The organism is Bifidobacterium miconisargentati, from assembly GCF_019331675.1.
Classification (GTDB): Bacteria; Actinomycetota; Actinomycetes; order Actinomycetales; family Bifidobacteriaceae; genus Bifidobacterium; species Bifidobacterium miconisargentati.
The window spans coordinates 69519-93819 of record NZ_JAHBBJ010000012.1 but is presented as its reverse complement, the minus strand read 5'-3'; the positions used below and the strand labels follow the sequence as shown (position 1 = coordinate 93819).

Sequence of the window (24301 nt, the reverse complement as noted above, 5' to 3'; positions counted from 1 at the left end):
GAGGAATAGGACGGGATTCAGTCGCCGAAGAGGATTTCGTCCCAGCTGGGGACGGCGGAACGGCCGGAGCGGCGCTTGGCGGGTTTGGCCGGAGTCGTGTTCTCAGCCGTCTTGGTCTCGTCGGTGCTGGTCGCCGGGGCGGCGGTGATGCCTTCCACGGCGCCGGGCGCTGCCGGAGATCCTTCGTTGGCGGCCCCCACGGTGGTGGGGGAGATGGCGGGCATCGAACCGGTCGTGGCGAAATCGATGGGCGGCATCGAACCGGTGGGCGAGGACGGAACCGCACCGCCCGCGGCGCCACCGGCGACAGGCGTCGCGTTGCCGGCGGCTCCCGGAACTGCCGTGGCGCCGGCCTGAGCGTCCGTCGGATGGGAGGCGGGCGCCGAACCGATCGGCGCGGCCCATGCGGACACGGCCCGTTCGATGCGTGCCGAGCGCACCGAATCACCGGGCAGCTCGGCCGTCACGGGGCGCAGACCGGAATCGGCGGCGGGGGAACCGGGGTTCTGCTCGCCCAGAAGCTTGCGTGCCGCGTTGTTGAGGCACACCACGGAATTGTCGTGCATGTTCCACGTCCATTCGGCGTGGATCTCACGGCCCGCGGACGTGAAGATTGCCACGATGCGCCAGGGCTCCAAACCACGTCGCGTGGATTTCCACGTCACCGACTCCATGCCGATCGACGCGGACGCCAGCGTGCGCTCCACCAGTTCGCTGATCGTACGCACACGGCTGTCCTTCGGCGCGGGCACGGTGAGGAACTGCTCGATGGCATACTGCTTCTCGGTCTCCACGGCCGCGGAGAATCGGCGCACCAGCGTTTCGCTCAGATGGTAGCGTTCGGCCACGCGCGCGGGATCCGCACCGGCGCGGATCAGCGACTGGATCTGGGAGATGGGCAGCGTCGCCTGCTGATGCGGCTGCGGCGCGCGCTGCTTCTCGCTCCTGACCTGCTTGGCCTCCAGGATCGCACGTTCGAGCGTGTCGTCCACGCTGATGGAGAACTGTCGTCCGCCCACGGAAAACACGAGGTCTCCGGAGTCGCTGACGCGCACGAAACCGGCCTTTTCGGGCTGCTCACCAGGCATAGTCACACCGCTTTCCGTACCAAAACCAATACTTCTTTCAAGTATGCCCCACGTGTCGAACTTTACATGTATTTCAAATCGTGTACCCTATGGGCGAGTACGGGCGCTACCTTAGCGTCGCGACAATTGCGAACACCTACGAAAGGACCATCATGGCTCAGGATTATGATTCCCCCCGCAACAAGGACGAGGACGAGGAATCGCTGCAGGCTCTGGGCAAGTCCGCGCAGAACTCCTCAAGCGACATCGATGATGATGAGAACGCCATCGCCGAGGACTACGAGCTGCCGGGCGCCGATCTGAGCAACGAGGACTCCTCCGTCACCGTGATTCCGATGCAGGGCGACGAGTTCGTCTGCTCCCAGTGCTTCCTGGTCAAGCACCGCAGCCAGCTCGCCTACACGGACGAGGACGGCCAGCCGGTGTGCGAGGAGTGCGCCGCCTGATGGCGTTCGACGAGACCTACAACGAGCCCGAGTCCACCGAGGTCCTGGTCAAGTCCCTGGACCCCGACCACCCCGCCCAGCTGCACTACGCCCACGCGGGTGACGCCGGCGCCGACCTGATCACCACAGTCGACGTGACCTTGAAGCCCTTCGAACGGGCGCTCGTGCCCACCGGCGTGGCCATCGCCCTGCCCGCGGGCTACGTGGCGCTGGTCCACCCGCGTTCCGGTCTGGCCGTCAAGCAGGGCGTCACCGTGCTCAATGCGCCCGGCACCGTCGATGCCGGATACCGCGGCGAGATCAAGGTGCCGCTGATCAACCTCGACCCCGAGCACACCGCCGTCTTCCACGCGGGCGACCGCATCGCCCAGATGGTGATCCAGCGGTACGTCGAGGCCCGGTTCGTGCCGGCCGAGACGTTGCCCGGCTCCGACCGCGCCGAACGCGGGTTCGGATCGACCGGCGTCGCGTCCTGAGCCGCAGGATGTCCGCGAGGTTGCGTGCGGCCGGGTGATGACCGGCCGCGGACAGTCGCGCGCGCAATGCGCCGGTTCGCGGTTACAATGAACTTCACATGAGGGAGGTGACTGGCATGTCAGAGATTGATGGCGAGCAGTATGCCGCCCGCAAGCTGGGTTGTGAGATCAGCGCAGATCCTATCAATCCGCTCGAGCCGATCAAGAAGGTATGTGAGGCGCATCATCCGGGGGAGGACCTGTCCATCCTCGACCGTGCCTACCGTCGCGCTGTGATCCAGCATTCCGCGCAACGCCGCAAGTCGGGCGAGCCGTACATCATCCATCCGCTGGCCGTGTCCCAGATCCTCGCGGACCTGGGCATGGGCCCGGTGGTGGTGGCCGCGGGTCTCCTGCACGACACGGTGGAGGACACCGACTACACCCTCGACCAGTGCCGCGCCGAATTCGGCGACACCGTGGCCGGCCTGGTGGACGGCGTGACCAAGCTGAGCCAGCTGGAAGTGGGCGACTCGGCGCAGGCCGAGACCATCCGCAAGCTCGTGGTGGCCATGAGCCGCGACGTGCGCACCCTGGTGGTCAAACTCGCCGACCGCGTGCACAACGCCCGCACCTGGCGTTACGTGAAGACCTCCTCCGCCCAGAAGAAGGCGCGCGAGACGCTCGACGTGTACGCGCCGCTGGCCAACCGCCTCGGCATGAACGCCATCAAGACCGAGCTGGAAGAGCTCAGCTTCAAGGTGCTCTATCCGAAGATCTACAACGAGATCGTGGTGCTGGTGGCCCGTCGCGCCGGCCAGCGGGACGTGTACCTCAAGCAGATCCTGGCCGAGATCAACGAGGACCTCGACGAGCAGCACATCAAGGCGTACGTGACCGGACGCCCGAAGGACTACTTCTCCATCTACCAGAAGATGATCGTGCGCGGCCACGATTTCGCCAACATCTACGATCTGGTCGGCGTGCGCATCATCGTGGACACCATCCAGGACTGCTATGCGGCGCTCGGCGCCGTGCATGCGCGGTGGAACCCGGTCCCCGGCCGGTTCAAGGACTACATCGCCATGCCCAAGCTCAACATGTACCAGTCGCTGCACACCACGGTGGTGGGCCCCGGCGGCAAGCCCGTGGAGATCCAGATCCGCACGTGGGACATGCATCGCCGCGCGGAATTCGGCATCGCCGCACACTGGAAGTACAAGGAGAACGGCCAGGCCGGCCGTGCCCTGAGCTCCCCGGACAAGTCCGACCGTAAGCGCGATTCCGGCAACCAGGAACTGAGCGAGGCGGACAACCTCAAGTGGATCCAGCAGCTCGCCGACTGGACCTCCGAGACCCCGGACTCCAACGAGTTCCTCGGCTCCCTCAAGGAGGATCTGGGCTCGGCCGAGGTGTACGTGTTCACCCCGAAGGGCAAGATCGTCTCCCTGCCCGCCCATGCCACGCCCGTGGACTTCGCCTATGCCGTGCACACCGAGGTGGGCCATCGCACGATGGGCGCGCGTGTCAACGGCCGTCTCGTGCCGCTCGACACCACGCTCGACAACGGCGACACCGTGGAGATCCTGACCTCCAAGTCGGACACCGCCGGCCCCTCGCGCGACTGGCTGAGCTTCGTCAAGAGCCCGAAGGCTCGCAACAAGATCCGCCAGTGGTTCTCCAAGGAACGCCGCACCGAGGCCATCGAGGAGGGCCGCGACGAACTGACCCGCGCCATGCGCAAGCGCAACCTGCCGGTCAACTCGCTGCTGACCCCCGAGGCGCTGGTCGGCGTGGCGGACGACCTCAACTTCCCCAACGCGGACGCCGTGTTCGCCGCCATCGGCGACGGCCAGATCTCCACGCAGAACGTCATCTCGCATCTGGTCAAGGATGCGGGCGCCGACGAGGTGGACGAGGAGGTGGAGCAGGAGGTCCTGCCCCTCAAGCCCGCCGAACGCAAGTCGCCGAGCAGCTCCACCGGCATCGCCGTCAAGGGCGTGGGTGACGTGTGGGTCAAGCTGGCGCGTTGCTGCATGCCGGTGCCGGGCGATTCGATCATCGGCTTCATCACGCGCAACCAGGGCGTCTCCGTGCACCGCACCGACTGCCAGAACATGATCGATCTGAAGGCCAAGCAGCCCGAACGTGTGGTGGACGTCCAGTGGACCAGCACCAAGGGCCTGTTCATGGTCAAGATCCAGGTCGAGGCGCTGGACCGCCGCAACCTGCTCTCGGACGTGACGCGCGTACTCTCCGATCATGGCGTGAACATCATCTCCGGCAACATCGCCACCGGTTCCGACCGTGTGGCCACCAGCCAGTTCAGCTTCGAGATGGCCGATCCGCAGCACCTCAACACGCTGCTGGCCGCCGTACGCAAGATCGACGGCGTCTTCGACGTCTACCGCATCACCGGCGCCAAGGAATCCGCCGAACCGCGCCTCCGGAAGATGAAGTAACCGAGGCATTGGAGCGCGGTACCTGCCGGTAATTTTGGCTCCCCTCCCTGAGGGGAGCTGTCGCCAAAGGCGACTGAGGGGAGCGCTACTTGGAGTGCGTTGTTCCTCGGATATTCCCAAACGAACAAGGGGCTTCCGATGTCAGCCATCAGAAGCCCCTTAATTATCGTGAAAGAACCTTACTCGGCCACGTCCACGGACAGGATCACGGCCGGCTCGAGCGGACGGTCCATCGGATCGGTGGCCACGGACTCGAGCTTGTCCACGACCTTCTTGGAGGCGTCGTCGGCCACCTCGCCGAAGATGGTGTGGTGGCCGTCCAGCCACGGGGTCGGCACGGTGGTGATGAAGAACTGGGAGCCGTTGGTGCCGTGGATCTGGCCGTCGCGGCCGCGACGCAGGCCGGCGTTCGCCATGGCCAGCAGGTACGGGCGGTCGAACTTCAGGCTCGGATCGATCTCGTCGTCGAACTCGTAGCCCGGGCCGCCGGTGCCGGTGCCGAGCGGGCAGCCGCCCTGGATCATGAAGTCCTTGATGATGCGGTGGAAGGTCAGGCCGTTGTAGAACTTGCCGTGGGAGGGCTGGCCGGTGTACGGGTCCGCCCATTCCTTCTCGCCGGTGGCGAGGCCCAGGAAGTTGGCCACGGTGTTCGGGGCCTTGTCGTCGAACAGGTTGATGGTGATGTCACCTTCGGAGGTGCGCATGATGATAGTGCTCATAGTGCTCCAGTCTCTCATTGCCCCACGTCAAATCATGCGCGGCTATGACATTGAGGCCACGATTGACATGAATCTGGTATAACTACCCCTCAGTCGACTACGCCGACAGCTCCCCTGACAAGGGGAGCCCGAGATAGGAGAGCATGCCAATTTGGCTTGATAAAGCCAATGGAAAAGCCCGCCGGATCATTGGATCCGACGGGCCTGATGAGTGCCGTATCGTTTGGCTTCCGCGGCGTCTCAGCCGATGGCCTTGATGCCGGTGCCGCTGTCGCTGCCGGTGTTCGAGGACGTGCCGGAACCGGAACCCGTGCTGCCGGACGTGGAGCCGGTCGAGGAATCGGTGGATCCCGTGGTGCCGGAGTTCGTGCCGGAATCGGTGGTGCCCGAATCGGTCGAGCCGCTGTCCGTACCCGTGGATCCGCTGTTGGTGCCGGAATCGGTCGACCCGTTCGTTCCGGTGGATCCGCTGTTCGTGCCGGAGTTCGTGCCGTTGGACTCGGTCGAGCCGTCGGTGTTGGTCGACTCGGAGGAGTCGGTGCCGTCGGTCGAATCGGTGGATGTGGAATCCTTGGAGCTGTCCGTGCCCTGCTGGTTCGTGGAATCGTTGGGCGGGGTGGGCAGGTTCGTCTGCGTGTCGGTATCGGTGTTCGTGTCGGTCGGCGTGGTGACGGTCGGCGTGCTCCAGTCGCGCACCACGCTGTCCGTGCCTTGGCCGCGGGTGAGCAGCATCACGATGCCGGCGCTGATCGCGACGGCCAGCAGGCCGGAGACCAGCGTGACGATGACGGCCATGCGCTTGGGATTGCGCGGCTTGCGCGCGCGACGCAGCTCGGCCACCGAATAGGTGCGTCCGGATTCGCGGTTGGAGATGATCTCACGCGGCTTGCGCGCGGCGGCCTCGATGCCGGAGACCGTACGGGTCCGGTCGTCGGCATCCTTGGATTCGTCCGAATCGGCGCCGGCCTTGCCGTCTTCGCCGGATTCGTTGTGCTGTCCGGCATCTTCGGTGGATTCGCCGGACTTATCGGACGCCTGCTCGGCGGGTTCGTCGGCCGTTTGCTCATCGGACTGGCCGGAGTCGTCGGCATTGCCGACGCCGCTGACGGCCTGCAGCTTCTCGCCGGACGCCGTCAACACGTTCTTGTAGATGTTCGTGGCCACGGAGGACACGATGTAACTGATTGCAGCGCCGATCACGGAACCGGCGAGACCGATCTTCGCTGACAACAGGAACGAGGTGACGGCCGCAAGGGTGCCTGCCACGATCGAGGAGAGGGAAAGACCTTGGAAAAACTTCTTCACAATGATGAACCTAGACGTTTCCGCTCCAAAGTTCCTGAAGGCTCGATGAAAGCAACGGAATGCTTACACGAGACCTTCAAAACCTTCACAATCGGTATGAAAATGCCCGGATGAGCGGGGCTCATGCCCACACGAAATCGGCGTCGGCTGCCGCGAGCTCGAAATGCAGCTTGGCGATGCCCAGACCGATTTCGGCCTGCACGCCCTCCAATGCCTCGGCCTTCACCGTATGCCCGTCGGCCAGCAGCGTGAAACGGAACGGCTGCTTGCCCAAGGCGCTCGGAGCCAGCATCGCGGCCTCGATGCCATGACGGAACCAGGCGGGGGAGTCGGCGTACGTCCCCTGTTCCACGGCGGCCAGCTCATCGGCGGGCTTGCTGCGATGAGGCCGCCCCGGACGGGTGCCATGGCCGAGGGCGATGGCCGCGGGCATGCGTTCGCCTTCGCCGAGCGTCCACTTGCCGTCATGCGCATCCGTCTCATGCAGAACCACCCAGGAGGTGTCCAACCCGAGCGTCACGGCCGTGAGCGCCAGCAGCTCGCCGGCATGGCCCGCGCGTTCGTCCAGGTCGGCGGTGCCGTCGGCCTCATCCCTGCCGATCAGGGCGATGAGATTGCGCACGTTCCTGAATCGCCCGTAATGGGTCGGGCATCCGCCGAACGCATCCGGCACGTCGTGAATCAGCTGGATGTTCAGGCCGTGCGCCGCGTTCGCCTCGCCGATGGCGGTTTTGAGCGCGGCGATCTGATCGGCGGTCAGCGGCTCGTCGGTGTAGTCGCGCACCGCATGGCGCTCTTCCATGGCCTCAAGCAGATTCATGACAGTCCTTTTCATACATTGCCTATACGGATGCCCTCATGCGGGCGGATTCGTGCGGTTCCATACTAGCCGCGACCGGCCATGCGATGACGGCCGGCAATCAGTTGCGGTGCAGCGAGTGCTTCGTCGGTTTGATCACGGACATGAGCACGGCCGCGAAGATCAACGCGAAGCCCACCAGCGAGCTCCACATGATGCGTTCGCCCCAGAACAGCGCGGAGAACGAGACCGCGAACAGGCTTTCCGTGCACATGATGATCGAGGCCTGGGAGGCCGGCACATGCGCCAATCCGATGTTCTGCATGATCTGCGCGCTCATCGTGGCGCCGAGGAACAGGTACAGCACGCTGGCCACCACCGAGGGCGCCAGCCAGCCGGCGTTCGGCATCGGCTCGGTGAGCAGCGCGCCGACCAGGAACAGGACGCCCGCCACGCCGAACTGCACGAACGTCACGGCGATCGGGTCGAACCGCTTGGTGTACACGCCCAGGCATGTCAGGTTGAAGGAGAAGATGATGGCGGTGGCGATGGTCAGCCAGTCGCCGGTGCTCAGGGACAGCGACCCGCCGGGTTTCAGGGAGACGAAACCCACGCCGACCAGACAGATCACGCCGGCCACCAGGTTGATGGCCTTCGGGCGCGTCTTCGAGACGATCCATGTGGCGAACGGCGTCAGCACGCAATAGGCGGCGGTCAGGAACGCGCTGCGGCCCGGTTCGATGGTCTGCAGGCCGATGGTCTGCGTGACCATCGTGCCCCAATACGTCAGGCCCACCACCAGCGCCGGCACGATGATCTTCGGCGTCAGATACGGCACGATGTGCTTGTGGAACAGGGCCAGCATGCACAGGCATGCGCCGATCATACGCAGTCCCATGAGCCACTGCGGGGGAATCGCCTCCATGGCGAACTTGGCCAGCAGATAGCTGCCGCCCCACAGCGCCGCGCAAGCCAGCAGCATCAGACGGGCGAGATTCGGCGGAAACGAGCGTGACCAACGGCTGCGCAACGAGCTGAAACGGTCGGTCAATCCCATAATGCACCTCAAGATCTCTCGGATTTCTCGCCTCATAAGGGTACGGTGACGGCCGGTCAAAAACCGGTAGGACGCGCGGGCGTACGTGAGCATACTCACAGCGAACATCCGGCCGTGTCCGGCGGTATTCGACTAGGCTGGTACCGTCGGCAAAACGTTGCAAGAAAGGACCTGCACCATGGCAGTCATCACCCCGGAAATCAAGGAATTCATCGAGAACAACCTCGGCTGGGTCTCCACCATCTCCAAGGACGGCGAGCTGGACCTCGGCCCGAAGATGTCCCTGTTCGTGCTGGACGACACGCATATCGCCTACCATGAGCGCACCGCCGGCCAGGCTTACGAGAACCTCAAGAACGGCTCCCCGCTGGTCGTGGCCTTCGCCAACCTCGCCGAGAAGAAGGGCTACCGCTTCCGCGGCACCGTGACCCTGCACTCCGACGACGCCATCTACGAGGCCCAGGTCAAGGTGGCCGAGGAGAAGGGCACCAAGAAGCCGGCCGTGATCCCGGTCCTCGAGGTCACCGAGATCCAGGATCTCGCCTCCGGCCCGAACGCCGGCAAGACCATCGCCAAGGACTGATTGATTGAAAGGCATTCGGCGGTTGGCTCGTCGAATGTTCGTGGCTCTGCCGCATCGGCATTGGGTATCTGTTCCTGAGGGACTACCCCTCAGTCGGCTTCGCCGCCAGCTCCCCTGACAAGGGGAGCCGAGAAAGGAACGGATGGCACCGGTGTCAACGCGGCAGAGCCTTATTCGTTTCGTCAGGCCTTGACCGTGCGGAGGACGATGTGGCGGCCGGATCGGTCCGTGGTGGCGAACAGGTAGGCGTCGCCGCCGTCCTTGAGCTTGAGCTTCCTGCGCAGTTGGGCCACGGGTATCGGGAAGTTGCGCACGGCGATGTTAGCGTGCGTGAGCCCCTCCAGCAGCGACTTCAGTTCGCGCTTGTTCATGGTGCCCGTCCCCTCGATGCGGAACGAACGGCCCGGGAATCCTTTCACCGGCTCCGCCGAGACGAACAGGTGGCTGTTCGGGCCGACGGCCGTGACGCCGAACCGTCGCGCCAGCACGTCGAAGCAGCCGGCCTTCATGATCGAGGCGTTCGGTTCGTACAGATAGCGGCCCTGATCGGCGGCGATACCATCATCGTCGCCGGAAAAGTGCTGCGATACCACGGACGGGCCCGTCGCCATGGCGTCATCATCACTGGCGTTCCCGTCGTCCCCGTCCCGGTACGCCAGCTCCTGACCGTCGTTCACGCAGACCACCAGCGGATCGTCGCACCGGTCGCGCGTGAGCACCAGCAGCAGCTCCTTGCATTCGTTGCCCGTGGAGACGATATGCACCTCGGCCACCGCGCCCGCGAAATCGGCCACGGTCTTATGCCAGTCGAGCATGGGGGAGAGCTTGACCATCACCACCGGGGCCTTGCCCAGCAATCGCTCCCTGAGTGCGAGCACGTCCGGGGTGCAGTCGGCTATCGCATAGGTGCGCGCGCCGTGATCGTCGCGCCGGGCCGGATCGAGGAAGATCATCGAGGCCGTCGGCAGCGAATCCAGGACCTCGGCGGAATCACCGTTGACGACATCGGCATGGGCGAGCCCGAGCAGCGGAAGGTTATGTCGGGCGATATCGCAGAGGTTCGGCTGCCGTTCCACATAGGTGGCCCGGTCGAACACGCGGGCCATATACGAGAAGTCCACGCCGAACCCGCCGGTCAGGTCGATGAGCGAGGTCCGACACGATGCAATGGTGAAACGGGAGTCGTCGGCCTGGGCGGGGGAGACGGTGCCATCGCCCGCGGCCGGCCGCTCGCCATGGCCGCCGACGAGACGGGCGGCCAGTCGCGCCTTGTACCCCGCGGTGAACTGCGACGAGCACTGCTCCATCGGCACCTGCGGCGGGAAGACGAGCCCGTCGACCGCCGCCCAGTCGGGCAGCTTCACACGCGCCCGCTGCCATCCGGCGATCTGCTCCAGCGCGAACGTCACATCCACGCCGTCCCCGCGCCTGGCATGCAGGGCCAGGTCGCGCACGTCCTCGGTACGGTGGGCGGCGATGAACGCCCAGGTCTGCTCGTTGATTTCCACGTACGCCATTGTAGGGTACGCCATTGCGGGGGAGGGCGCGTCTCCATGGCTCGTGGTGAGATGGAACGAGCGTTACCATCCCGGCAACCGGAAGGCAGGGAACATGATCGACGAAGTGATGATGCTGCGCCACGGACGTACGCAATACAACCTCGAACACCGTCTGCAGGGGCAGATCGACGTGCCGCTCGACATCGTGGGCCAATGGCAGGCCGACCAGACCGGATACGCGCTCGCCTCGCGCTACTACTGGGCCAAGGTGAGCCGGCTGGCCGCCGATCCCGAAGCCATCGCCCAGCCGGGTCCCGAGGCCGCCGAACGCAGCGACGTACGCCAATGGCAGGAGGCGCCCGCCGCCGCCCGGCGCATGGTCATCCACTCCTCGGACCTGTTCCGCGCCCAGCAGACCGCCCATGCCTTCGCCGACCTGATGGGTCTCGACGTCACGCTCGACCCGCGGCTGCGCGAACGCAGCTTCGGGCAATGGGAGGGCCTGACCCGCGCCGAAATCAAGGCGCAGGACGCCGAAGCCTACGCCTCATGGAAACGGCACACCGGAGGGGAGACCCGGTACGGCGTGGAAAGCCGCGCGCAGGTGGGCGAACGCGGGGCCCGGGCGGTGCGCGACATCATCGCCACGGAGGACGCGACCTCGGGCGACACCCCCACCACGCTGATGATCGTGGGCCACGGCTCGTGGATCACCGCCACCGTCGGCACGCTGCTGGGGCTCGACCCGGACGACATGAACGCGCTCGGCGGCATGCGCAACGCCTGCTGGTGCCGGCTCAAGGTGCGCCACACCGTCAACGGACGAACCGTGGACGAGCCATTGTTCGAACTGGAGGAATACAACAAGGCGCCCGCCATCGCGGACACCGCAGACTGGGAAAACGGCCCGGCGGACCTGCGCGGCCCCCACACGCCCGACTGGCGGCCCATCGTCTGGTAGCCATCCCGGCGGCCGCGCCATGCCGAACCGCAAATTCGCCCGGTGGGTCTAGACTTATCTCGGTTTGACACCGTACAGCGATAGAACACTGGAAAGCGCGAAAGGCGGGTGAGCAACGTCATGCTGAGAATCTTCAGCTCGATCAACGGCCAAGTGGAGCAAATCGAAAAACCGGAGAACGGTTCCTGGCTCTGCCTGAGCGAACCCACCGACGTGGAACTCGCCACCGTGGCCTCCCAGACCGGCATCGACCTGGCCGACCTGCGTGCCCCCCTGGATGACGAGGAACGTTCGCGCGTGGACGTCGAGGACGACTACACGATGATCATCGTCGACATCCCCACCGTGGAGGAGCGCGGCGGCCGCGACTGGTACGAGACCATCCCGTTGTCGATCATCGTGACCGAGAACCTCATCATCACCGTCTGCATGCAGGACACGCCCGTGCTCCACCCGTTCATGGAAGGCACGATCCGCGGCTTCAACACGTACATGCGATCCCGCTTCATCCTGCAGATCCTCTACCGCAACGCCACGATGTACCTGCGCTACCTGCGCATCATCGACCGCGAAAGCGACAAGCTCGAACTCAAACTCCGCCACTCCATGCAGAACCGCGAGATCGTGATGCTCATGGAGCTGAGCAAGACCTTGGTGTACTTCACCACCTCATTGAAATCGAACGAAATCGTGATGGAGAAGCTCACCACCCTGCAGCGCATCAAGCAGTACCCGGACGACGAGGACCTGCTCGACGACGTCATCACCGAGAACAAGCAGGCCATCGAGATGGCCAACATCTACAGCGGCGTTCTCGCGAACATGACCGACGCCTTCGCCTCGATCGTGTCCAACAACCTGAACAACGTGATGCGCATCTTCACCATCATCTCCATCACGCTGTCGATCCCCACGCTCATCTTCTCCATGTACGGCATGAACTTCCAGGAAGGCATGCTCGGCATGCCCCTGAGCGACAAGCCGTGGGGATTCGTGGCCATCATCCTGATCTCCGTGGCGCTGTCCGCGGTGGTCACCTGGTTCCTCACCCGCTCCCGCATGTTCAAGTAGGACGCGCCCATGCCGCAGTACGTTCCCGACCGCCGCGCATCCACGCCGCCGGAACCATCCGCGTCGCCCGTGCGGCGGGCCCGTCGGCTCAAGCGTGCGACGGCCGCCGTCATCGCCGCGCTCGCCCCGGCACTGGCGCTCGCCGGCTGCGGTCAGGTGCGCGTGACCACGGTGTCCGGCGCCCCCGAAGGGCCGACCATCGCCATCGGCGTGGCGGCCGACGAGCCGGCCATCGGCGCATGGCATGACGGCGCATACGAGGGATTCGACGTGACCGTGGCCAAATACGTGGCCGCCAAGCTCGGCTACGCGAACAAGCAGATCGTCTTCAAACAGGTCCGCCCCGAGAACCGCGCCTCCATGCTGGACAACGGCCAGGTGGACATGGTGGTGGCCTCCTGGCCTGTGACCGATGAGTCCAGACAGCAGGCCGACTTCGCCGGGCCATACCTGGAGACCGGCGTGGGACTGCTGGTCAGGGCCAACGAACGCGCCACGTTCGGCACGGGGACCGGCGATGCGGGCGACGGCATCGCAGACGATCTCGCCGACCGCACCATCTGCACCGTCAAAGGCGACGAGACCGCGGCGATTTTCCGCTCCAGCCATCCCCAGGCCACACTGCAGGAGCGCGAAAGCTACGCGCAATGCGTCACCGCACTGCAGGTGGGATCCGCCGACGCCATCGCCTCCGACATGGCCGTGCTCTCCGGACTGCGTTCCGCGAACGGCCCGCAATACATGGCCGTGCTCGAGGATCGCGGCACGGTGCGCTACGGCATCGCCGTGGGCAAAGGCACCCCGCAGCTCGCGCAGAAGATCGCCGAAGCCCTCGAGGACATGGTCGAGGACGGCTCCATGGCCGCCGCGCAGGACACGCTCAGGGAGCGCACCGGGCTGGAAGCGACCCTCGTGGGCGATCCCGAAGCCATCGTCTCGGATGCTGACTCGGCGGCCGACTGAGGCGTGCGGCGTGTCCAGTTGCGCGGCTACCTTGCTTGTTTATGAGTGACAACGAGAAGAGCACGCAAACCGAAGAGCCCGACTTCCGCTACAACGCCGCGCTGGCGCAGGACATCGAGAACAAATGGCAGAAGTACTGGGACGAGCACGGCACCTTCTGGGCCGCCAACGTCAACGGTGATCTGAAGGACGGCAACGGCCGCAACGCCGAGGGCCGCACCGCCTACTTCGCCATGGATATGTTCCCCTACCCGTCCGGCAAGGGCCTGCACGTGGGCCATCCGCTGGGCTACCTGGCCTCCGACGTGGTGAGCCGCTACCACCGCATGAAGGGCGAGAACGTGCTGCACGCCATGGGCTACGACGCCTTCGGCCTGCCCGCCGAGCAGTACGCCGTGCAGACCGGCCAGCACCCGCGCATCACCACCGAGCAGAACATCGCCAACATGTCCCGCCAGCTGCACCGCATGGGCCTGAGCTTCGACAACCGCCGCACCTTCGCCACCATCGACCCCGGCTACGTGCGCTGGACCCAGTGGATCTTCTCGCGCATCTACGAATCCTGGTACGACGAGGACGCCACCAACCCGTCCGGCACCAAGGGTTCCGCACGCCCGATCAGCGAGCTCGTCGCCAAGTTCGAGAACGGCGAGAAGGCCATCCCCGGCCATGAGCACGACGGCAAGGCCTGGGCCGACCTCACGGAGGCCGAGCAGCAGGACATCCTCAACGACTTCCGTTTGGCCTACATCTCCAAGTCCCCGGTCAACTGGTGCCCGGGCCTGGGCACGGTGCTCGCCAACGAGGAGGTCACCGCCGAAGGCAAGTCCGAGCGTGGCAACTTCCCGGTCTTCCAGCGCGAGCTGCGCCAGTGGTCCATGCGCATCACCAAGTACGGCCACCGCCTCATCGAGGACCTCGACGGCATCAACTGGCCCGAGAAGGTCAAGCTCATGCAGCGCAACTGGATCGGCGAATCCCATGGCGCCTCCGTGCATTTCGAGGTCGAAACCCCGGCCGGCGTCAAGGACATGGAGATCTACACCACCCGTCCCGACACCCTGTTCGGCACCACCTTCGCCGTGGTCTCCCCGGAGCACCACCTGCTCGAGGACGTGCCCGCCGAATGGCCGGCCGAGACCCCGGAGGCCTGGAAGGGCGGCTATGCCACCCCGGCCGAGGGTGTGAAGGCCTACCGTCTGGCCGCCGAATCCAAGACCGCCAAGGACCGTGTGGACGAAGCCGGCGAGAAGACCGGCTTGTTCACCGGACTGTACGCCACCAACCCGATCACCGGCGTCAAACTCCCGCTGTTCACCGCCGATTACGTGCTTATGGACTACGGCACCGGCGCCATCATGGCCGTGCCGGGCGGCGACCAGCGCGATTACGACTTCGCCGTCAAGTTCGGTCTGCCGGTCATCTACACCGTCCAGCCGCTGCCCGAATCCGGCGACTCCCTGGACAACTACGAGGGCAAGGCCCCGTTCGTCTCCCATGACGGCATCGTGATCAACTCCGAAGTCGAGGCCACCAAGGCCAAGGGCGACGCGCTCTCCCTCAACGGCCTCAGGGTGGACGACGCCATCGCCAAGGTGAACGAGTGGCTCGAATCCGCCGGCGTGGGCAAGGGCACCGTGTCCTACCGTCTGCGCGACTGGCTGTTCTCCCGCCAGCGTTACTGGGGCGAGCCCTTCCCGATCGTCTACGGCGAGGACGGCACCCCGCACCTGCTGCCGGATTCCGCGCTGCCCATCAACCTGCCGGACGTGCCGGACTACGAGCCGCGCACCTTCGACCCGATGGACGCTGAATCCAACCCGGAAGCCCCGCTGAGCCGCAACGAGGACTGGGTCAAGGTCACGCTCGACCTGGGCGACGGTCCGAAGACCTACTACCGCGACACCAACACCATGCCGAACTGGGCCGGCTCCTGCTGGTACTACATGCGCTACATCGACCCGACCGACACGGCCCACATGGTCGAGAAGGACGAGTTCGACTACTGGATGGGCCCGAACCACAACAAGTACTCCGGTGACGAAGGCGGCGTGGACCTGTACATCGGCGGCGTGGAGCACGCCGTGCTGCACCTGCTGTACTCCCGCTTCTGGCACAAGATCCTCTTCGACCTGGGCTACGTGGACTCCGCCGAGCCGTTCCACAAGCTGTTCAACCAGGGCATGATCCAGGCCTACGCCTACACCGACGACCGCGGCCAGTACGTGCCGGCCGACGAAGTGGTGGAAGGCCCGGCCGGCCCCGACGGCGAGCCGACGTTCACCTGGAACGGCGAGCACGCCAACCGCGAGTTCGGCAAGATGGGCAAGTCCCTTAAGAACATCGTGACCCCGGACTACATGTACGAGAACTACGGCGCCGACACGTTCCGCCTGTACGAGATGAGTATGGGCCCGCTGGACGAGTCCCGTCCGTGGAACACGCGCAACGTGGTCGGCGGCATGCGCTTCCTGCAGCGTCTGTGGCGCAACGTGATCGACGAGACCACCGGCGAGGCGCACGTGTCCGAGGACACCCCGGACGAGAAGACCCTCAAGCTCCTCAACAACACGATCGCCGAGGTGACTGAAGAGATGGAGGGCATGCGCCCGAACACCGCCATCGCCAAGCTCATCGTGCTCAACAACCACCTGACCTCCCTGACGCCCGTGCCGCGTGCCGCCGTCGAGCCGCTGATCCTCATGCTCGCGCCGATCGCTCCTCACATCTGCGAGGAGATGTGGTCCAAGCTCGGCCACACCGAATCCCTGTCCGCGGCCCCGTGGCCGGTGGCCGACGAACGCTACGTGGGCCACGACACCGTGACCGCCGTGGTGCAGATCAAGGGCAAGGTGCGCGCCAAGCTCGAGGTGCCGGTGGACATCGACCCGGCCGACCTGGAGAAGCAGGCCCTCGAAGCCGTGGCCTCCCGCCTCGGCGGCAAGGAGCCGCGCAAGGTGATCGTCAAGGCCCCGAAGATCGTCTCCATCGTCCCCGCCGAATAAATCCCATCGTTTATGGCTCCCCTCGCTGAGGGGAGCTGTCGGCGGAGCCGACTGAGGGGAGTCGCGGAACTGTGGTTTCGTAGCCGTTGATTTCCGCCACTCGCCAAGCTGGAACCACATACCCCGTTCCGGCTGGACAAACGCCCATGAATCCTCCAGCGTGGATTCATGGGCGTTTCTCGTATTTCCAAGCATGTTTCCAGCACCGGGGCCGGGACGGTTGTCGGGCCTGCCCGTGGCTCCGATTCCGGCCCCGGCCACGCACGGTCCGCCGGCAATCGTCTGCGCGATCTCCACGGGCCGTTACGCGCCGACAGCCGCGTTGTTTCCGAACGGGTGCTGCGCACACGGCCCGCCATCGTGCCCGAATGGGACCGTCATGCCGCTCCCTCGCACGTGGTGCTGGCGAAGAAACGGTCATCGTCCCCGCAACGATGGCGTGACACCAGTGTTGGTGCGCCGCCTCCGCCGCCCGGGCATGCGCGCATCCGGGCGTTGCCGGCACCTTCCGGCGCCCAGGGCGCGAAGAAGCCGCTTTCCGAACTGATCGGCGTACGCCCGTCCGACGCCGCGGGCGAAACATCACGGCGCAAACGCGACAAGCCACGTCTTGTCTTCACCGTCAATCAGGCCCTGGTGGTGATTCTGCTGCTTATCGCCGCGCTCGGCGTGAGCCTGACGATGCTGGTGCAGCAGTCGATGAATCTCACGGCGTTGTCCGGCGGCGGCACCGCACTGACCTCCGACAACGACGACGGGGAGGCTGCCGCGCCATCCTCAGACAGGCAAGGAAAAACACAGGGGGATACGTCGGACAATGAAAATGATGGCGGCGATGATGTCGCAAACGGCGTATCGGCACATCCGAATGATTCCGAATTAGCGGAATCGGAACAAAACGCGGATGCAGCCACTACACCCGAACCGGATGATGGCCGCATCGATCTCAACACCGCCACCTCAGAACAATTGCAGACCATCAACGGCATCGGGCCGGTCACCGCCGAACGCATCATCGAACATCGCAAGGTCATCGGACGGTTCGTGTCTGTGGACCAGTTGCTTGATGTGAAGGGTATCGGATCCAAAACATTGGAAAAGATCCGCGACCAGGTGAAGGTGGGCTGATGGATTGGATGCTGCGCGAACAGGGCAGTCGTGATTGGCGTCTGCTGCCGGTGGCCCTGACCATGTGGGCTACCAGCCTTACCGCCCATCTTCTCTTTGACCGGTGGAGCGCGGCGGCCGAATCCATGACATCTGGCATGGTCGGTGGGGTCGGTGCATTCGTCAATGGCAGTGGCGAAGCGGTTCGCAATGCGGGTATGACGCCGTCGCTCGGGAATACGGGAGCTGCCGTCGCAGGCGCGACGATGCGTTCCATGTCGGTGACCATCGCCGTGCTGCTGCTGGCGATGTTGGGCGTCGCGCTCCGCTCGAGAATCCGATGGTCGGGCACGGTGGCCGTATGCCTTGCGGTGGCGTGCATCGGCGGCATCACCGCGACGGCTTCGGACATCATGGCCTGGCGTGACCCGGCTTCGATATGGGCGCGGACTCATGGCCGGACCACGCAGGTGAGCGCCACCGTCACCGCGCCCGTGGTGGCCTCCGACCAACGGGAATACGACTGTCAGGCGGACGCGCGGCTGGACGGCATCATCGCCGGGAATCTCGCCACGGACGTGCCTTCCGCGCGGAACGGGACAGCGACGGCCGCGAACGTTGGCACCCGGACCGGCGATGCTGCCTGGCTCCCGGACACGATGCTCAAATCCAATGCGAGGGTTCGCGTCTACGCCGAGGAACGGCATTGCGCGAAACTCAACAGGGGAGCGGTCTACCATCTGACCGGCACCCTTGAGCAGGCCGAATACGGTCGCATGCCGCTCTGGCTGCTGATCGAAGGCGAGGAACCGGTCATCCGGGTCAAAGGGCCGCCCTGGCATCGCGCGGCGGTGGAACACATGCAGCGGTCGTTCTTCCACGTCACCGAACGTCTGTCCGACCAAGGGCGTGTGCTGGTCCCCGGACTCACCATGGGCGTGCTCGGGCAGGATTACGTGAACGTGATGACGGATTCGACCGACGGCGCGACGACCGGGGAAACGGGGACGGAACATCGTGCGGCGGCCGTCAACGAAACCTACGCCTCCACCTTGGAGGACCGGTTCCGACGTTCCGGCATCATGCATCTCATGGCCGTCTCGGGCGGGCATTTCGTGCTGCTCGCCGACATGGTGCGCCGGCTGTGCATACGGTTCCTCGTCGGCCGGAAGCTCAGTGCGTCCCTGATGGCGTTCGCATACGTGCTGCTCGCCCTGCTCATGTTCCCCGGCGATTCGGTCACCCGTGCCCTCGTCATGGGATTGCTGGGTGCCGCCGCATACGGCATCGGACGGCGAACGCAATCATTGAGCGCCCTGAGCTGGACGGTGATCGGCGTGCTCGTCCTCGACCCTGATATGTCGCAAAGCTACGGGTTCGCGCTCTCCTCGGCCGCGGTGCTCGGCATCGTGCTGTTCGCCGGCGTTCTGGGCGGGATCCTCGCCAAGCTGCTGCCGGAGCCCATCGCACAGATGACGGCGATGACCGTGGGCGCGCAGGCGTTCACGTTGCCGATCCAGATACTGATGGAACCGGAACTCCCGCTGTTGTCCGTGCCGGCGAACCTGCTGGTCTCGCCGTTCGTGGGCTTCGCCACCGTCACCGGGCTCATGGCGTTGGCCTGCGCATGGTGCGTGCCATGGCTGGCGGGCATGCTCGCGTGGATCGCCTCGCTCGGCACGCTGGTCATGGAACGGGTGGCGATGCGGCTCGGCGGTGGCGAGTGGACCGCGGTGCCTTGGCCGGATGGCGTGATGGGAGCCCTGCTGATGCTGCTGGTGGAATTCGGTCTTGCCGCGCTCGCCGCGATGACGATGCGCTTCGTCCGCCACCGGCTCACGCGGGCCATAGGCATGAGAACGGCCGCTGATGCAAGGACCGTCTTGGATCCGGACATGGACGGCGTGCCCGGCGAACGGTTCGGCTCCGCACGCCGCGTGCGCATGACCCTCTGGTGGCAGGAGACCCTCCGGCTTCTTCATCCCGCCAAAGACTAGGGGACTGGGTGTTCCGGTTCTCCGCGACGAACGGAGGCGTCAGCCCAGCTTCTTCAGCAGCGATTCCACATGCCCCTTGGCGCGCACGTTGTAGCGGGCGAGTTCGATGGTCCCGTCCGCGCCGATGGCGAACGTGGAGCGCAGCACGCCCACATGCGTCTTGCCGTACAGCTTCTTCTCGCCGTATGCCGCATACAGTTTGTGCACGGCCAGATCCGGGTTGGACAGCAGCGGGAAGGACAGGCCGTCGCGCTCGCGGAAACGCTGCAGTTTGGCCAGCGAATCCTTGGAGACGCCGAGCACCGTGTAGCCGAGCGAGCCCAGGCGGGCCATGTTATCGCGGAAGTCGCAGGCCTCGGTGGTGCAGCCGGGCGTCATCGCCGCCGGATAGAAGTACAGGATCACTTTCTGCCCGGCGGCCGTCAGTTCGGACAACGTGACCGTCCCCTCCGTGCCGTCCGGCTCAACGGCAGGCAGGGTGAAGTCCGGTGCGGCCTGTCCCGGCTCAAGGCGGGCGGGCGGTTCGGTTTCGTTGACGTTCGCGGATTCGGTATCGCTCATACCGCCCATCGTACTTCCTCTGCCCGAGGCCATCGGTCCGGAGACCATCGGCGTACGTGACGATGAGGTGGTAGGGGAAACGAGGTGCGCGAGGCGCGGGCGTCACGTCGCCGAGTCCCGCGCGTCGGACGCTACAGTGGAACGTGACAGTCGGCCGGACAAAGGAGCAGGTCATGAAGTTCTCACGTAAGTTCCCGTACAATCCACTCGTCGAACCGTTCGCGCTGGCCCACGTGCGCGTCGTCACGGGGGACGGGGCCGGCACCGTGCGCAACAACATGACCATCCTGGTGGGTGCGAACGGTCGCATCGAACAGGTGGCACCCAGCATCGAGACCAGCATCCCCGAGGAATACCATTACCTGGACGGCACCGGCAAAACCGTGATGCCGGGCCTGATCAACCTGCACACGCACCTGTTCGCCCAAGGCAAGCCGCTCGACCCGCGCCTGGCCACGCCACAGGGCCAGCGCATGGTCTCCCGATTCGTGCATTCGCCGCTCGGCAGGCCGTACCTGGATACGACGGTCAAGGCCAATGCCGAAACGCTACTGGAATCCGGCGTCACCACGATCCGTACGCTCGGCGACGTGGGCTATGAGGTGGCGTCCCTGCGCGACCGCATCAAGGCGGGGGAGACGCCGGGACCGCGCATCCTGGCCTCCGGTCCGCTGCTGGCGATCCCCGAAGGTCATGGCGCGCCGTTGATCGCATTGACCAGCTCGACGCCCGAGGAGGCCAGAAAGACCGCCGCCGAGAACATCGCGCGCGGCGTGGACGTGTTGAAGATCGCGGCCACCGGAGGCGTGACCGACGCGCAGAAAGTCGGCGAAGCCGGTAGCCCGCAGATGAGCGTGGACCAGATGCGGGCCATCTGCGACGAGGCGCACACGCACGGCATCATCGTGGCCGCGCACGCGCAAAGCCCCGAAGGCGTACGCCGCGCGCTCGCCGCCGGCGTGGACACCATCGAACACGGCAGCGTATTGAACGATGAGCTGATCGCGCTGTTCCGCCACAATCCGAACGCATTGCGCGGCCACTCCGCACTGGTGCCGACACTGTCCGCCGGACTGCCGCTGACGCTGATCGGGCAGGACAGGACCGGCATCACGGACATCCAACTGGAGAACTCCAGAACCGTGGTGGAGGGCATGGTCACGGGCGCCCGGCAGGCGCACGAGGCCGGGCTTGTGGTCGGCGTGGGCACGGACACGGGCATGACGTTCGTGCCGCAGTACGCCACATGGCGCGAACTGGAGCTTCTGGTGCGTTTCGCCGGATTCACGCCCGCCGAGGCGATTCACGCCGCCACGCAGACGAACGCGTGCATACTGGGCGTCGACGGCGTGACCGGTGCGCTGGAGCCGGGCAAGTCCGCCGACCTGCTGGTGCTCGGGGACAATCCGCTGAAGGATCTGCATGCACTGGACCATCCGGTGTGGGTGGTCGCCGCGGGCCATCCGGTCTGGCGGCCGAGCCCGCGGCATTTCCCCGACATCGACGCCCTGCTCGACGAGGCATACGACTGACGACATGAATAATGGGGGTGTGCTTCCACCGATGGAAACACACCCCCCATATAACCACAGGTTCGGAAAGACCTGAACCGATGCTCAGCGCACCGCGACGGACTGCGCCAGCGTATGCGACTGGCCGGCCTCGAGCGTGATCATGCGCTCGCGGTTGGCCGCCGCCTCCACGCACACGAACTCACGCCATTCGCCGGTGGCGAGGTCGCCGATCGCGTTGCCGGCGGTCTCACCCGGATTCCACACCACGGTGGCGGTTGAACCTTCCGCCTCGATGGCGATCGTACGATCCAATGCCTCGTCGTGCACCTCTAGCGGACCGTTCGCCAGATAGATGCGGTCCACCATCGAGCCGTCGAACGCGACCGGGCCGGCCTGCCCGCACTCCGGGAAACCGGGTTGCGTGGCGTCCAGATAGCGCGCGCCGTCCAGTCCGATCACCTGCGAGCGCGTCACGTCGCCCACGTGGAAATACGTGTGCAGCGCGGCCTCATAGGAGAACGGTTCGTCACCCGTGTTGGTGACGGTCAGGGCCATCTTCAGCGTCTCGCCGGCCGTCACCTCGTAAGCTGCGTGGAAGCGGGGATTCGGGTTGCCGACGAACTGGGCAAGCGTCGCGGCGTCGATGGCCGAAGAGTCCAGCGTGTAGCGGATATGGTCGGCGGACAGCGAGTCGGCGTCCACCTGCCATGCCGAGACGCGGGCGAACCCGTGCTTCGGCTTCTTGTCGGCCATATGGCCGTCCTCATAGCCCTGGTTGAACCAGGGGAAGATGACCGGCACGCCGCCGCGGATCGCGGCATCCTCCCTGAACGTGATGGCGCGCGGCTGCCAGACCACGTCCGGCTGGCCCTGCGGCGCCCAGCGCAGCACGTGCGCGCCATGGTCGCTGACCGTGGCGGAGCCGCCCTCGTCGGCGAGGCTGCGAACGGTGAATGATGTGCTCATGATTCCTCCAAACTGCCGGAATTGGCGAGTGCGTCACCACCTATTATGCGCGCAGACGGCACGGGAATCCCGCATATCGATGCGCCGAGACGTTGGGGCCGCCGAATGCGCCGGCCGCCAACGCTTGTCCAAGCTGTGTGGGGAGATGGACGCATGGCCAAATCAGCAGCGAAGGCACCGGTGACGGTGGTGCCCGGGGGAGACTCGTACCTCAACGGCGAGCGCGTCAAGGAACTGTGCGTCGAGGCGCTCAAGGCCCGTCCGGATGCCGAACTCATCGAACTGGACGCCACCGGCGCCGACAGGTACGCCTTCGACGAGGCCGTAAGCCCATCGCTCCTTTCCGACGTGGCCGTGGTCAAGATCCTCAACCTCCAGAACGCGGACGAGAAACTCGCCGAATCAGTTGTGGCCTACACCAAGGAGGCCGCCAAGGACCCGGCGAACTCCAGCGTGGTGATCTGTCAGCATGAAGGCGGCGCGAAGGGCAAGCGCGTGCTCGACCAACTCGTCAAGGCGGGTGCCCGCAAGGAGGACGTGCCGGACTTGAAGAAGCCGGACGCGCAACTCAACTTCACCATCGCCCAGTTCGAGAAACGCGGCCGGCGCGTGGAGCCGATGGCCGCCCAGCAGCTCGTCTCCGTGCTTGGCGGCAAGACCGGCGAACTGGCCGCCATGTGCGAACAATTGTGTTTCGACTTCGACGACAACCCCATCGGCCTGGACCGTGTGAACCAGTACCTGACCGCCAACCCGCAGGTCACCGGTTTCGCCGTGGCGGACAAGGCCGTGGAGGGGCGCACCGCCGAGGCCATCGTGATGATGCGCTCGGCCGTGGAACAGGGCACCGACCCGATAGCGTTGATCGGCGCGCTCGCCATGAAGCTCAGGACCATCGCCAAGGCGTCCGCGGTGAAGGCCGGCACCATCTCGCAGGCCGAGGCCAAGACGAACCCGTGGGTGCTGAAGAACGCGATGCGCCAGCTCGGCGGATGGACCTCGCCGGGGCTCGCGCACTGCATCCGCATGCTCGCCTGGGCGGACGAGCAGAGCAAGACGAACGGCGGCGACCCCATGTACGCGCTGGAACGGTGCATCGAGGACATCGCCCGCAAGGGCCGGTAGCGGGGTCGGGGATTAATTAACGGAAAGGTTGTGAACATGAGTGTGGAGAACATCACGGTGGCGGTGCCGACCGGCGAGGATATGCAGGAACTGGGCCGGCGCGTGGCGCAACGGGTGCATGGCGGTGACGTACTGCTCCTGTCCGGGCCGCTGGGCGCGGGCAAGACCACGTTCGCGCAGGGATTCGGCGCGGGCCTGGCCATCATCGAACCCATCGTGTCGCCCACCTTCACCATCGCCCGTGAGCTCGACGGACGATTCGCGGACGGCACCCCCGCGCACCTGGTGCACGTGGACGCCTACCGTCTCGGCGGCTCCTCCTACGCGCCCGGACAGGACGCGGTCGGTCGGCTCCTGGACGAACTGGAGTCGCTGGGCTTGGACGAGGAGCTGGAGGATCCCGGCGAGCACACCGTGGTGCTCATGGAGTGGGGCGAGCAGATGGCCACCGCGTTGGCGCCGGAACGGTTGGAGATTCACATCGCCCGCCCGTTGGACGCCGCCGCGGTGACGGATGAGGGCGGTGAACTGACCGGCGACGGCGAGCGCACCGTGACCTTCGTGCCGGTCGGGCCGCGTTGGGCGTCGTTCGCGCTCTGATTCCTAGAGGACTGGTTG

21 protein-coding genes are annotated in these 24301 nt (G+C 65.6%); 13 read left to right on the top strand and 8 right to left on the bottom strand.

Annotation, left to right across the window (positions count from 1 at the left end; all coding sequences use genetic code 11):
• Nucleotides 1-17: 17 nt before the first annotated feature.
• Nucleotides 18-1088, bottom strand: coding sequence for a septation protein SepH (gene sepH / locus KIH81_RS08495; protein ID WP_214304980.1), 1071 nt, complete (start codon nt 1086-1088; stop codon nt 18-20).
• A 152-nt stretch (nt 1089-1240) separates the two neighbouring features.
• On the opposite strand from sepH, the gene KIH81_RS08490 reads away from it, so the two are divergent.
• From KIH81_RS08490 to KIH81_RS08480, 3 genes are all read left to right on the top strand, one after another.
• On the top strand, nt 1241-1534 hold the full coding sequence (locus KIH81_RS08490; protein ID WP_109057341.1) for a DUF4193 domain-containing protein: 294 nt from the start codon (nt 1241-1243) through the stop codon (nt 1532-1534).
• Nucleotides 1534-2010, top strand: coding sequence for a dUTP diphosphatase (gene dut, locus KIH81_RS08485; RefSeq protein WP_214304960.1), 477 nt, complete (start codon nt 1534-1536; stop codon nt 2008-2010). The genes KIH81_RS08490 and dut overlap by 1 nt, the downstream gene beginning before the upstream one ends.
• Before the next feature lie 116 nt (nt 2011-2126).
• Nucleotides 2127-4451 (top strand): RelA/SpoT family protein, encoded by a 2325-nt coding sequence (locus tag KIH81_RS08480; protein ID WP_214304959.1) that lies wholly within the window; start codon nt 2127-2129, stop codon nt 4449-4451.
• Between the two features lie 179 nt (nt 4452-4630).
• Here the strand turns inward: KIH81_RS08480 and KIH81_RS08475 are convergent, their stop codons facing one another.
• The 4 genes from KIH81_RS08475 to KIH81_RS08460 all read right to left on the bottom strand — a co-directional run bounded on the left by KIH81_RS08475 (nt 4631) and on the right by KIH81_RS08460 (nt 8331).
• Nucleotides 4631-5170, bottom strand: coding sequence for a peptidylprolyl isomerase (locus KIH81_RS08475; RefSeq protein ID WP_214304958.1), 540 nt, complete (start codon nt 5168-5170; stop codon nt 4631-4633).
• Between the two features lie 240 nt (nt 5171-5410).
• Nucleotides 5411-6475 carry a hypothetical protein gene (locus KIH81_RS08470; protein ID WP_214304957.1) on the bottom strand — a complete coding sequence of 355 codons (1065 nt, stop codon included), beginning with the start codon at nt 6473-6475 and terminating at the stop codon, nt 5411-5413.
• 121 nt (nt 6476-6596) lie between these two features.
• Nucleotides 6597-7295 carry a nitroreductase family protein gene (locus KIH81_RS08465; RefSeq protein WP_214304956.1) on the bottom strand — a complete coding sequence of 233 codons (699 nt, stop codon included), beginning with the start codon at nt 7293-7295 and terminating at the stop codon, nt 6597-6599.
• Between the two features lie 100 nt (nt 7296-7395).
• Entirely contained in the window at nt 7396-8331 is a 936-nt protein-coding gene (locus KIH81_RS08460) for a DMT family transporter (protein WP_214304955.1), read from the bottom strand.
• Nucleotides 8332-8509: 178 nt separating this feature from the next.
• Here KIH81_RS08460 and KIH81_RS08455 point away from each other — a divergent pair, with 178 nt between their 5' ends.
• On the top strand, nt 8510-8914 hold the full coding sequence (locus KIH81_RS08455) for a pyridoxamine 5'-phosphate oxidase family protein (RefSeq protein WP_214304954.1): 405 nt from the start codon (nt 8510-8512) through the stop codon (nt 8912-8914).
• Between the two features lie 182 nt (nt 8915-9096).
• On the opposite strand, the gene KIH81_RS08450 is transcribed toward KIH81_RS08455, so the two are convergent.
• Nucleotides 9097-10422 (bottom strand): class I SAM-dependent methyltransferase, encoded by a 1326-nt coding sequence (locus tag KIH81_RS08450; RefSeq protein WP_214304979.1) that lies wholly within the window; start codon nt 10420-10422, stop codon nt 9097-9099.
• Between the two features lie 103 nt (nt 10423-10525).
• Here KIH81_RS08450 and KIH81_RS08445 point away from each other — a divergent pair, with 103 nt between their 5' ends.
• From KIH81_RS08445 to KIH81_RS08420, 6 genes are all read left to right on the top strand, one after another.
• On the top strand, nt 10526-11374 hold the full coding sequence (locus KIH81_RS08445) for a histidine phosphatase family protein (RefSeq protein WP_214304953.1): 849 nt from the start codon (nt 10526-10528) through the stop codon (nt 11372-11374).
• A 120-nt stretch (nt 11375-11494) separates the two neighbouring features.
• Nucleotides 11495-12445: a magnesium transporter CorA family protein gene (locus KIH81_RS08440; protein ID WP_214304952.1), complete on the top strand. Its 951-nt coding sequence runs from the start codon at nt 11495-11497 to the stop codon at nt 12443-12445.
• A 9-nt stretch (nt 12446-12454) separates the two neighbouring features.
• Nucleotides 12455-13408, top strand: a complete 954-nt coding sequence (locus KIH81_RS08435) for a glutamate ABC transporter substrate-binding protein (protein WP_214304951.1) — start codon at nt 12455-12457, stop codon at nt 13406-13408.
• Nucleotides 13409-13449: 41 nt separating this feature from the next.
• Nucleotides 13450-16413 (top strand): leucine--tRNA ligase, encoded by a 2964-nt coding sequence (gene leuS / locus KIH81_RS08430; RefSeq protein WP_214304950.1) that lies wholly within the window; start codon nt 13450-13452, stop codon nt 16411-16413.
• Nucleotides 16414-16581: 168 nt separating this feature from the next.
• On the top strand, nt 16582-17541 hold the full coding sequence (locus tag KIH81_RS12110) for a ComEA family DNA-binding protein (RefSeq protein WP_236029454.1): 960 nt from the start codon (nt 16582-16584) through the stop codon (nt 17539-17541).
• On the top strand, nt 17541-19517 hold the full coding sequence (locus KIH81_RS08420; protein WP_214304949.1) for a ComEC/Rec2 family competence protein: 1977 nt from the start codon (nt 17541-17543) through the stop codon (nt 19515-19517). The genes KIH81_RS12110 and KIH81_RS08420 overlap by 1 nt, the downstream gene beginning before the upstream one ends.
• 39 nt (nt 19518-19556) lie before the next feature.
• Here the strand turns inward: KIH81_RS08420 and KIH81_RS08415 are convergent, their stop codons facing one another.
• Nucleotides 19557-20087, bottom strand: a complete 531-nt coding sequence (locus KIH81_RS08415; RefSeq protein ID WP_214304948.1) for a peroxiredoxin — start codon at nt 20085-20087, stop codon at nt 19557-19559.
• Between the two features lie 164 nt (nt 20088-20251).
• Between KIH81_RS08415 and KIH81_RS08410 the strand changes: the two genes are divergently transcribed.
• Entirely contained in the window at nt 20252-21610 is a 1359-nt protein-coding gene (locus KIH81_RS08410; protein ID WP_214304947.1) for a metal-dependent hydrolase family protein, read from the top strand.
• An 84-nt stretch (nt 21611-21694) separates the two neighbouring features.
• Here the strand turns inward: KIH81_RS08410 and KIH81_RS08405 are convergent, their stop codons facing one another.
• Nucleotides 21695-22558, bottom strand: a complete 864-nt coding sequence (locus KIH81_RS08405) for a D-hexose-6-phosphate mutarotase (protein WP_214304946.1) — start codon at nt 22556-22558, stop codon at nt 21695-21697.
• A gap of 153 nt (nt 22559-22711) precedes the next feature.
• Between KIH81_RS08405 and holA the strand changes: the two genes are divergently transcribed.
• The gene (gene holA / locus KIH81_RS08400) at nt 22712-23683 is read left to right on the top strand and encodes a DNA polymerase III subunit delta (RefSeq protein WP_214304945.1); all 972 of its coding nucleotides are present in this window, start codon (nt 22712-22714) and stop codon (nt 23681-23683) included.
• Nucleotides 23684-23719: 36 nt separating this feature from the next.
• Nucleotides 23720-24283 (top strand): tRNA (adenosine(37)-N6)-threonylcarbamoyltransferase complex ATPase subunit type 1 TsaE, encoded by a 564-nt coding sequence (tsaE, locus tag KIH81_RS08395; RefSeq protein ID WP_214304944.1) that lies wholly within the window; start codon nt 23720-23722, stop codon nt 24281-24283.
• Nucleotides 24284-24301: the final 18 nt, after the last annotated feature.

What these genes read in the sequence shown, in the direction of transcription:
- sepH (WP_214304980.1), bottom strand. Translation starts at nt 1,088, where the DNA reads ATGCCTGGTGAGCAGCCCGAAAAGGCCGGTTTCGTGCGCGTCAGCGAC.
- KIH81_RS08490 (WP_109057341.1), top strand. Translation starts at nt 1,241, where the DNA reads ATGGCTCAGGATTATGATTCCCCCCGCAACAAGGACGAGGACGAGGAA.
- dut (WP_214304960.1), top strand. Translation starts at nt 1,534, where the DNA reads ATGGCGTTCGACGAGACCTACAACGAGCCCGAGTCCACCGAGGTCCTG.
- KIH81_RS08480 (WP_214304959.1), top strand. Translation starts at nt 2,127, where the DNA reads ATGTCAGAGATTGATGGCGAGCAGTATGCCGCCCGCAAGCTGGGTTGT.
- KIH81_RS08475 (WP_214304958.1), bottom strand. Translation starts at nt 5,170, where the DNA reads ATGAGCACTATCATCATGCGCACCTCCGAAGGTGACATCACCATCAAC.
- KIH81_RS08465 (WP_214304956.1), bottom strand. Translation starts at nt 7,295, where the DNA reads ATGAATCTGCTTGAGGCCATGGAAGAGCGCCATGCGGTGCGCGACTAC.
- KIH81_RS08460 (WP_214304955.1), bottom strand. Translation starts at nt 8,331, where the DNA reads ATGGGATTGACCGACCGTTTCAGCTCGTTGCGCAGCCGTTGGTCACGC.
- KIH81_RS08455 (WP_214304954.1), top strand. Translation starts at nt 8,510, where the DNA reads ATGGCAGTCATCACCCCGGAAATCAAGGAATTCATCGAGAACAACCTC.
- KIH81_RS08445 (WP_214304953.1), top strand. Translation starts at nt 10,526, where the DNA reads ATGATCGACGAAGTGATGATGCTGCGCCACGGACGTACGCAATACAAC.
- KIH81_RS08440 (WP_214304952.1), top strand. Translation starts at nt 11,495, where the DNA reads ATGCTGAGAATCTTCAGCTCGATCAACGGCCAAGTGGAGCAAATCGAA.
- KIH81_RS08435 (WP_214304951.1), top strand. Translation starts at nt 12,455, where the DNA reads ATGCCGCAGTACGTTCCCGACCGCCGCGCATCCACGCCGCCGGAACCA.
- leuS (WP_214304950.1), top strand. Translation starts at nt 13,450, where the DNA reads ATGAGTGACAACGAGAAGAGCACGCAAACCGAAGAGCCCGACTTCCGC.
- KIH81_RS12110 (WP_236029454.1), top strand. Translation starts at nt 16,582, where the DNA reads ATGGGCGTTTCTCGTATTTCCAAGCATGTTTCCAGCACCGGGGCCGGG.
- KIH81_RS08420 (WP_214304949.1), top strand. Translation starts at nt 17,541, where the DNA reads ATGGATTGGATGCTGCGCGAACAGGGCAGTCGTGATTGGCGTCTGCTG.
- KIH81_RS08415 (WP_214304948.1), bottom strand. Translation starts at nt 20,087, where the DNA reads ATGGGCGGTATGAGCGATACCGAATCCGCGAACGTCAACGAAACCGAA.
- KIH81_RS08410 (WP_214304947.1), top strand. Translation starts at nt 20,252, where the DNA reads ATGAAGTTCTCACGTAAGTTCCCGTACAATCCACTCGTCGAACCGTTC.
- KIH81_RS08405 (WP_214304946.1), bottom strand. Translation starts at nt 22,558, where the DNA reads ATGAGCACATCATTCACCGTTCGCAGCCTCGCCGACGAGGGCGGCTCC.
- holA (WP_214304945.1), top strand. Translation starts at nt 22,712, where the DNA reads ATGGCCAAATCAGCAGCGAAGGCACCGGTGACGGTGGTGCCCGGGGGA.
- tsaE (WP_214304944.1), top strand. Translation starts at nt 23,720, where the DNA reads ATGAGTGTGGAGAACATCACGGTGGCGGTGCCGACCGGCGAGGATATG.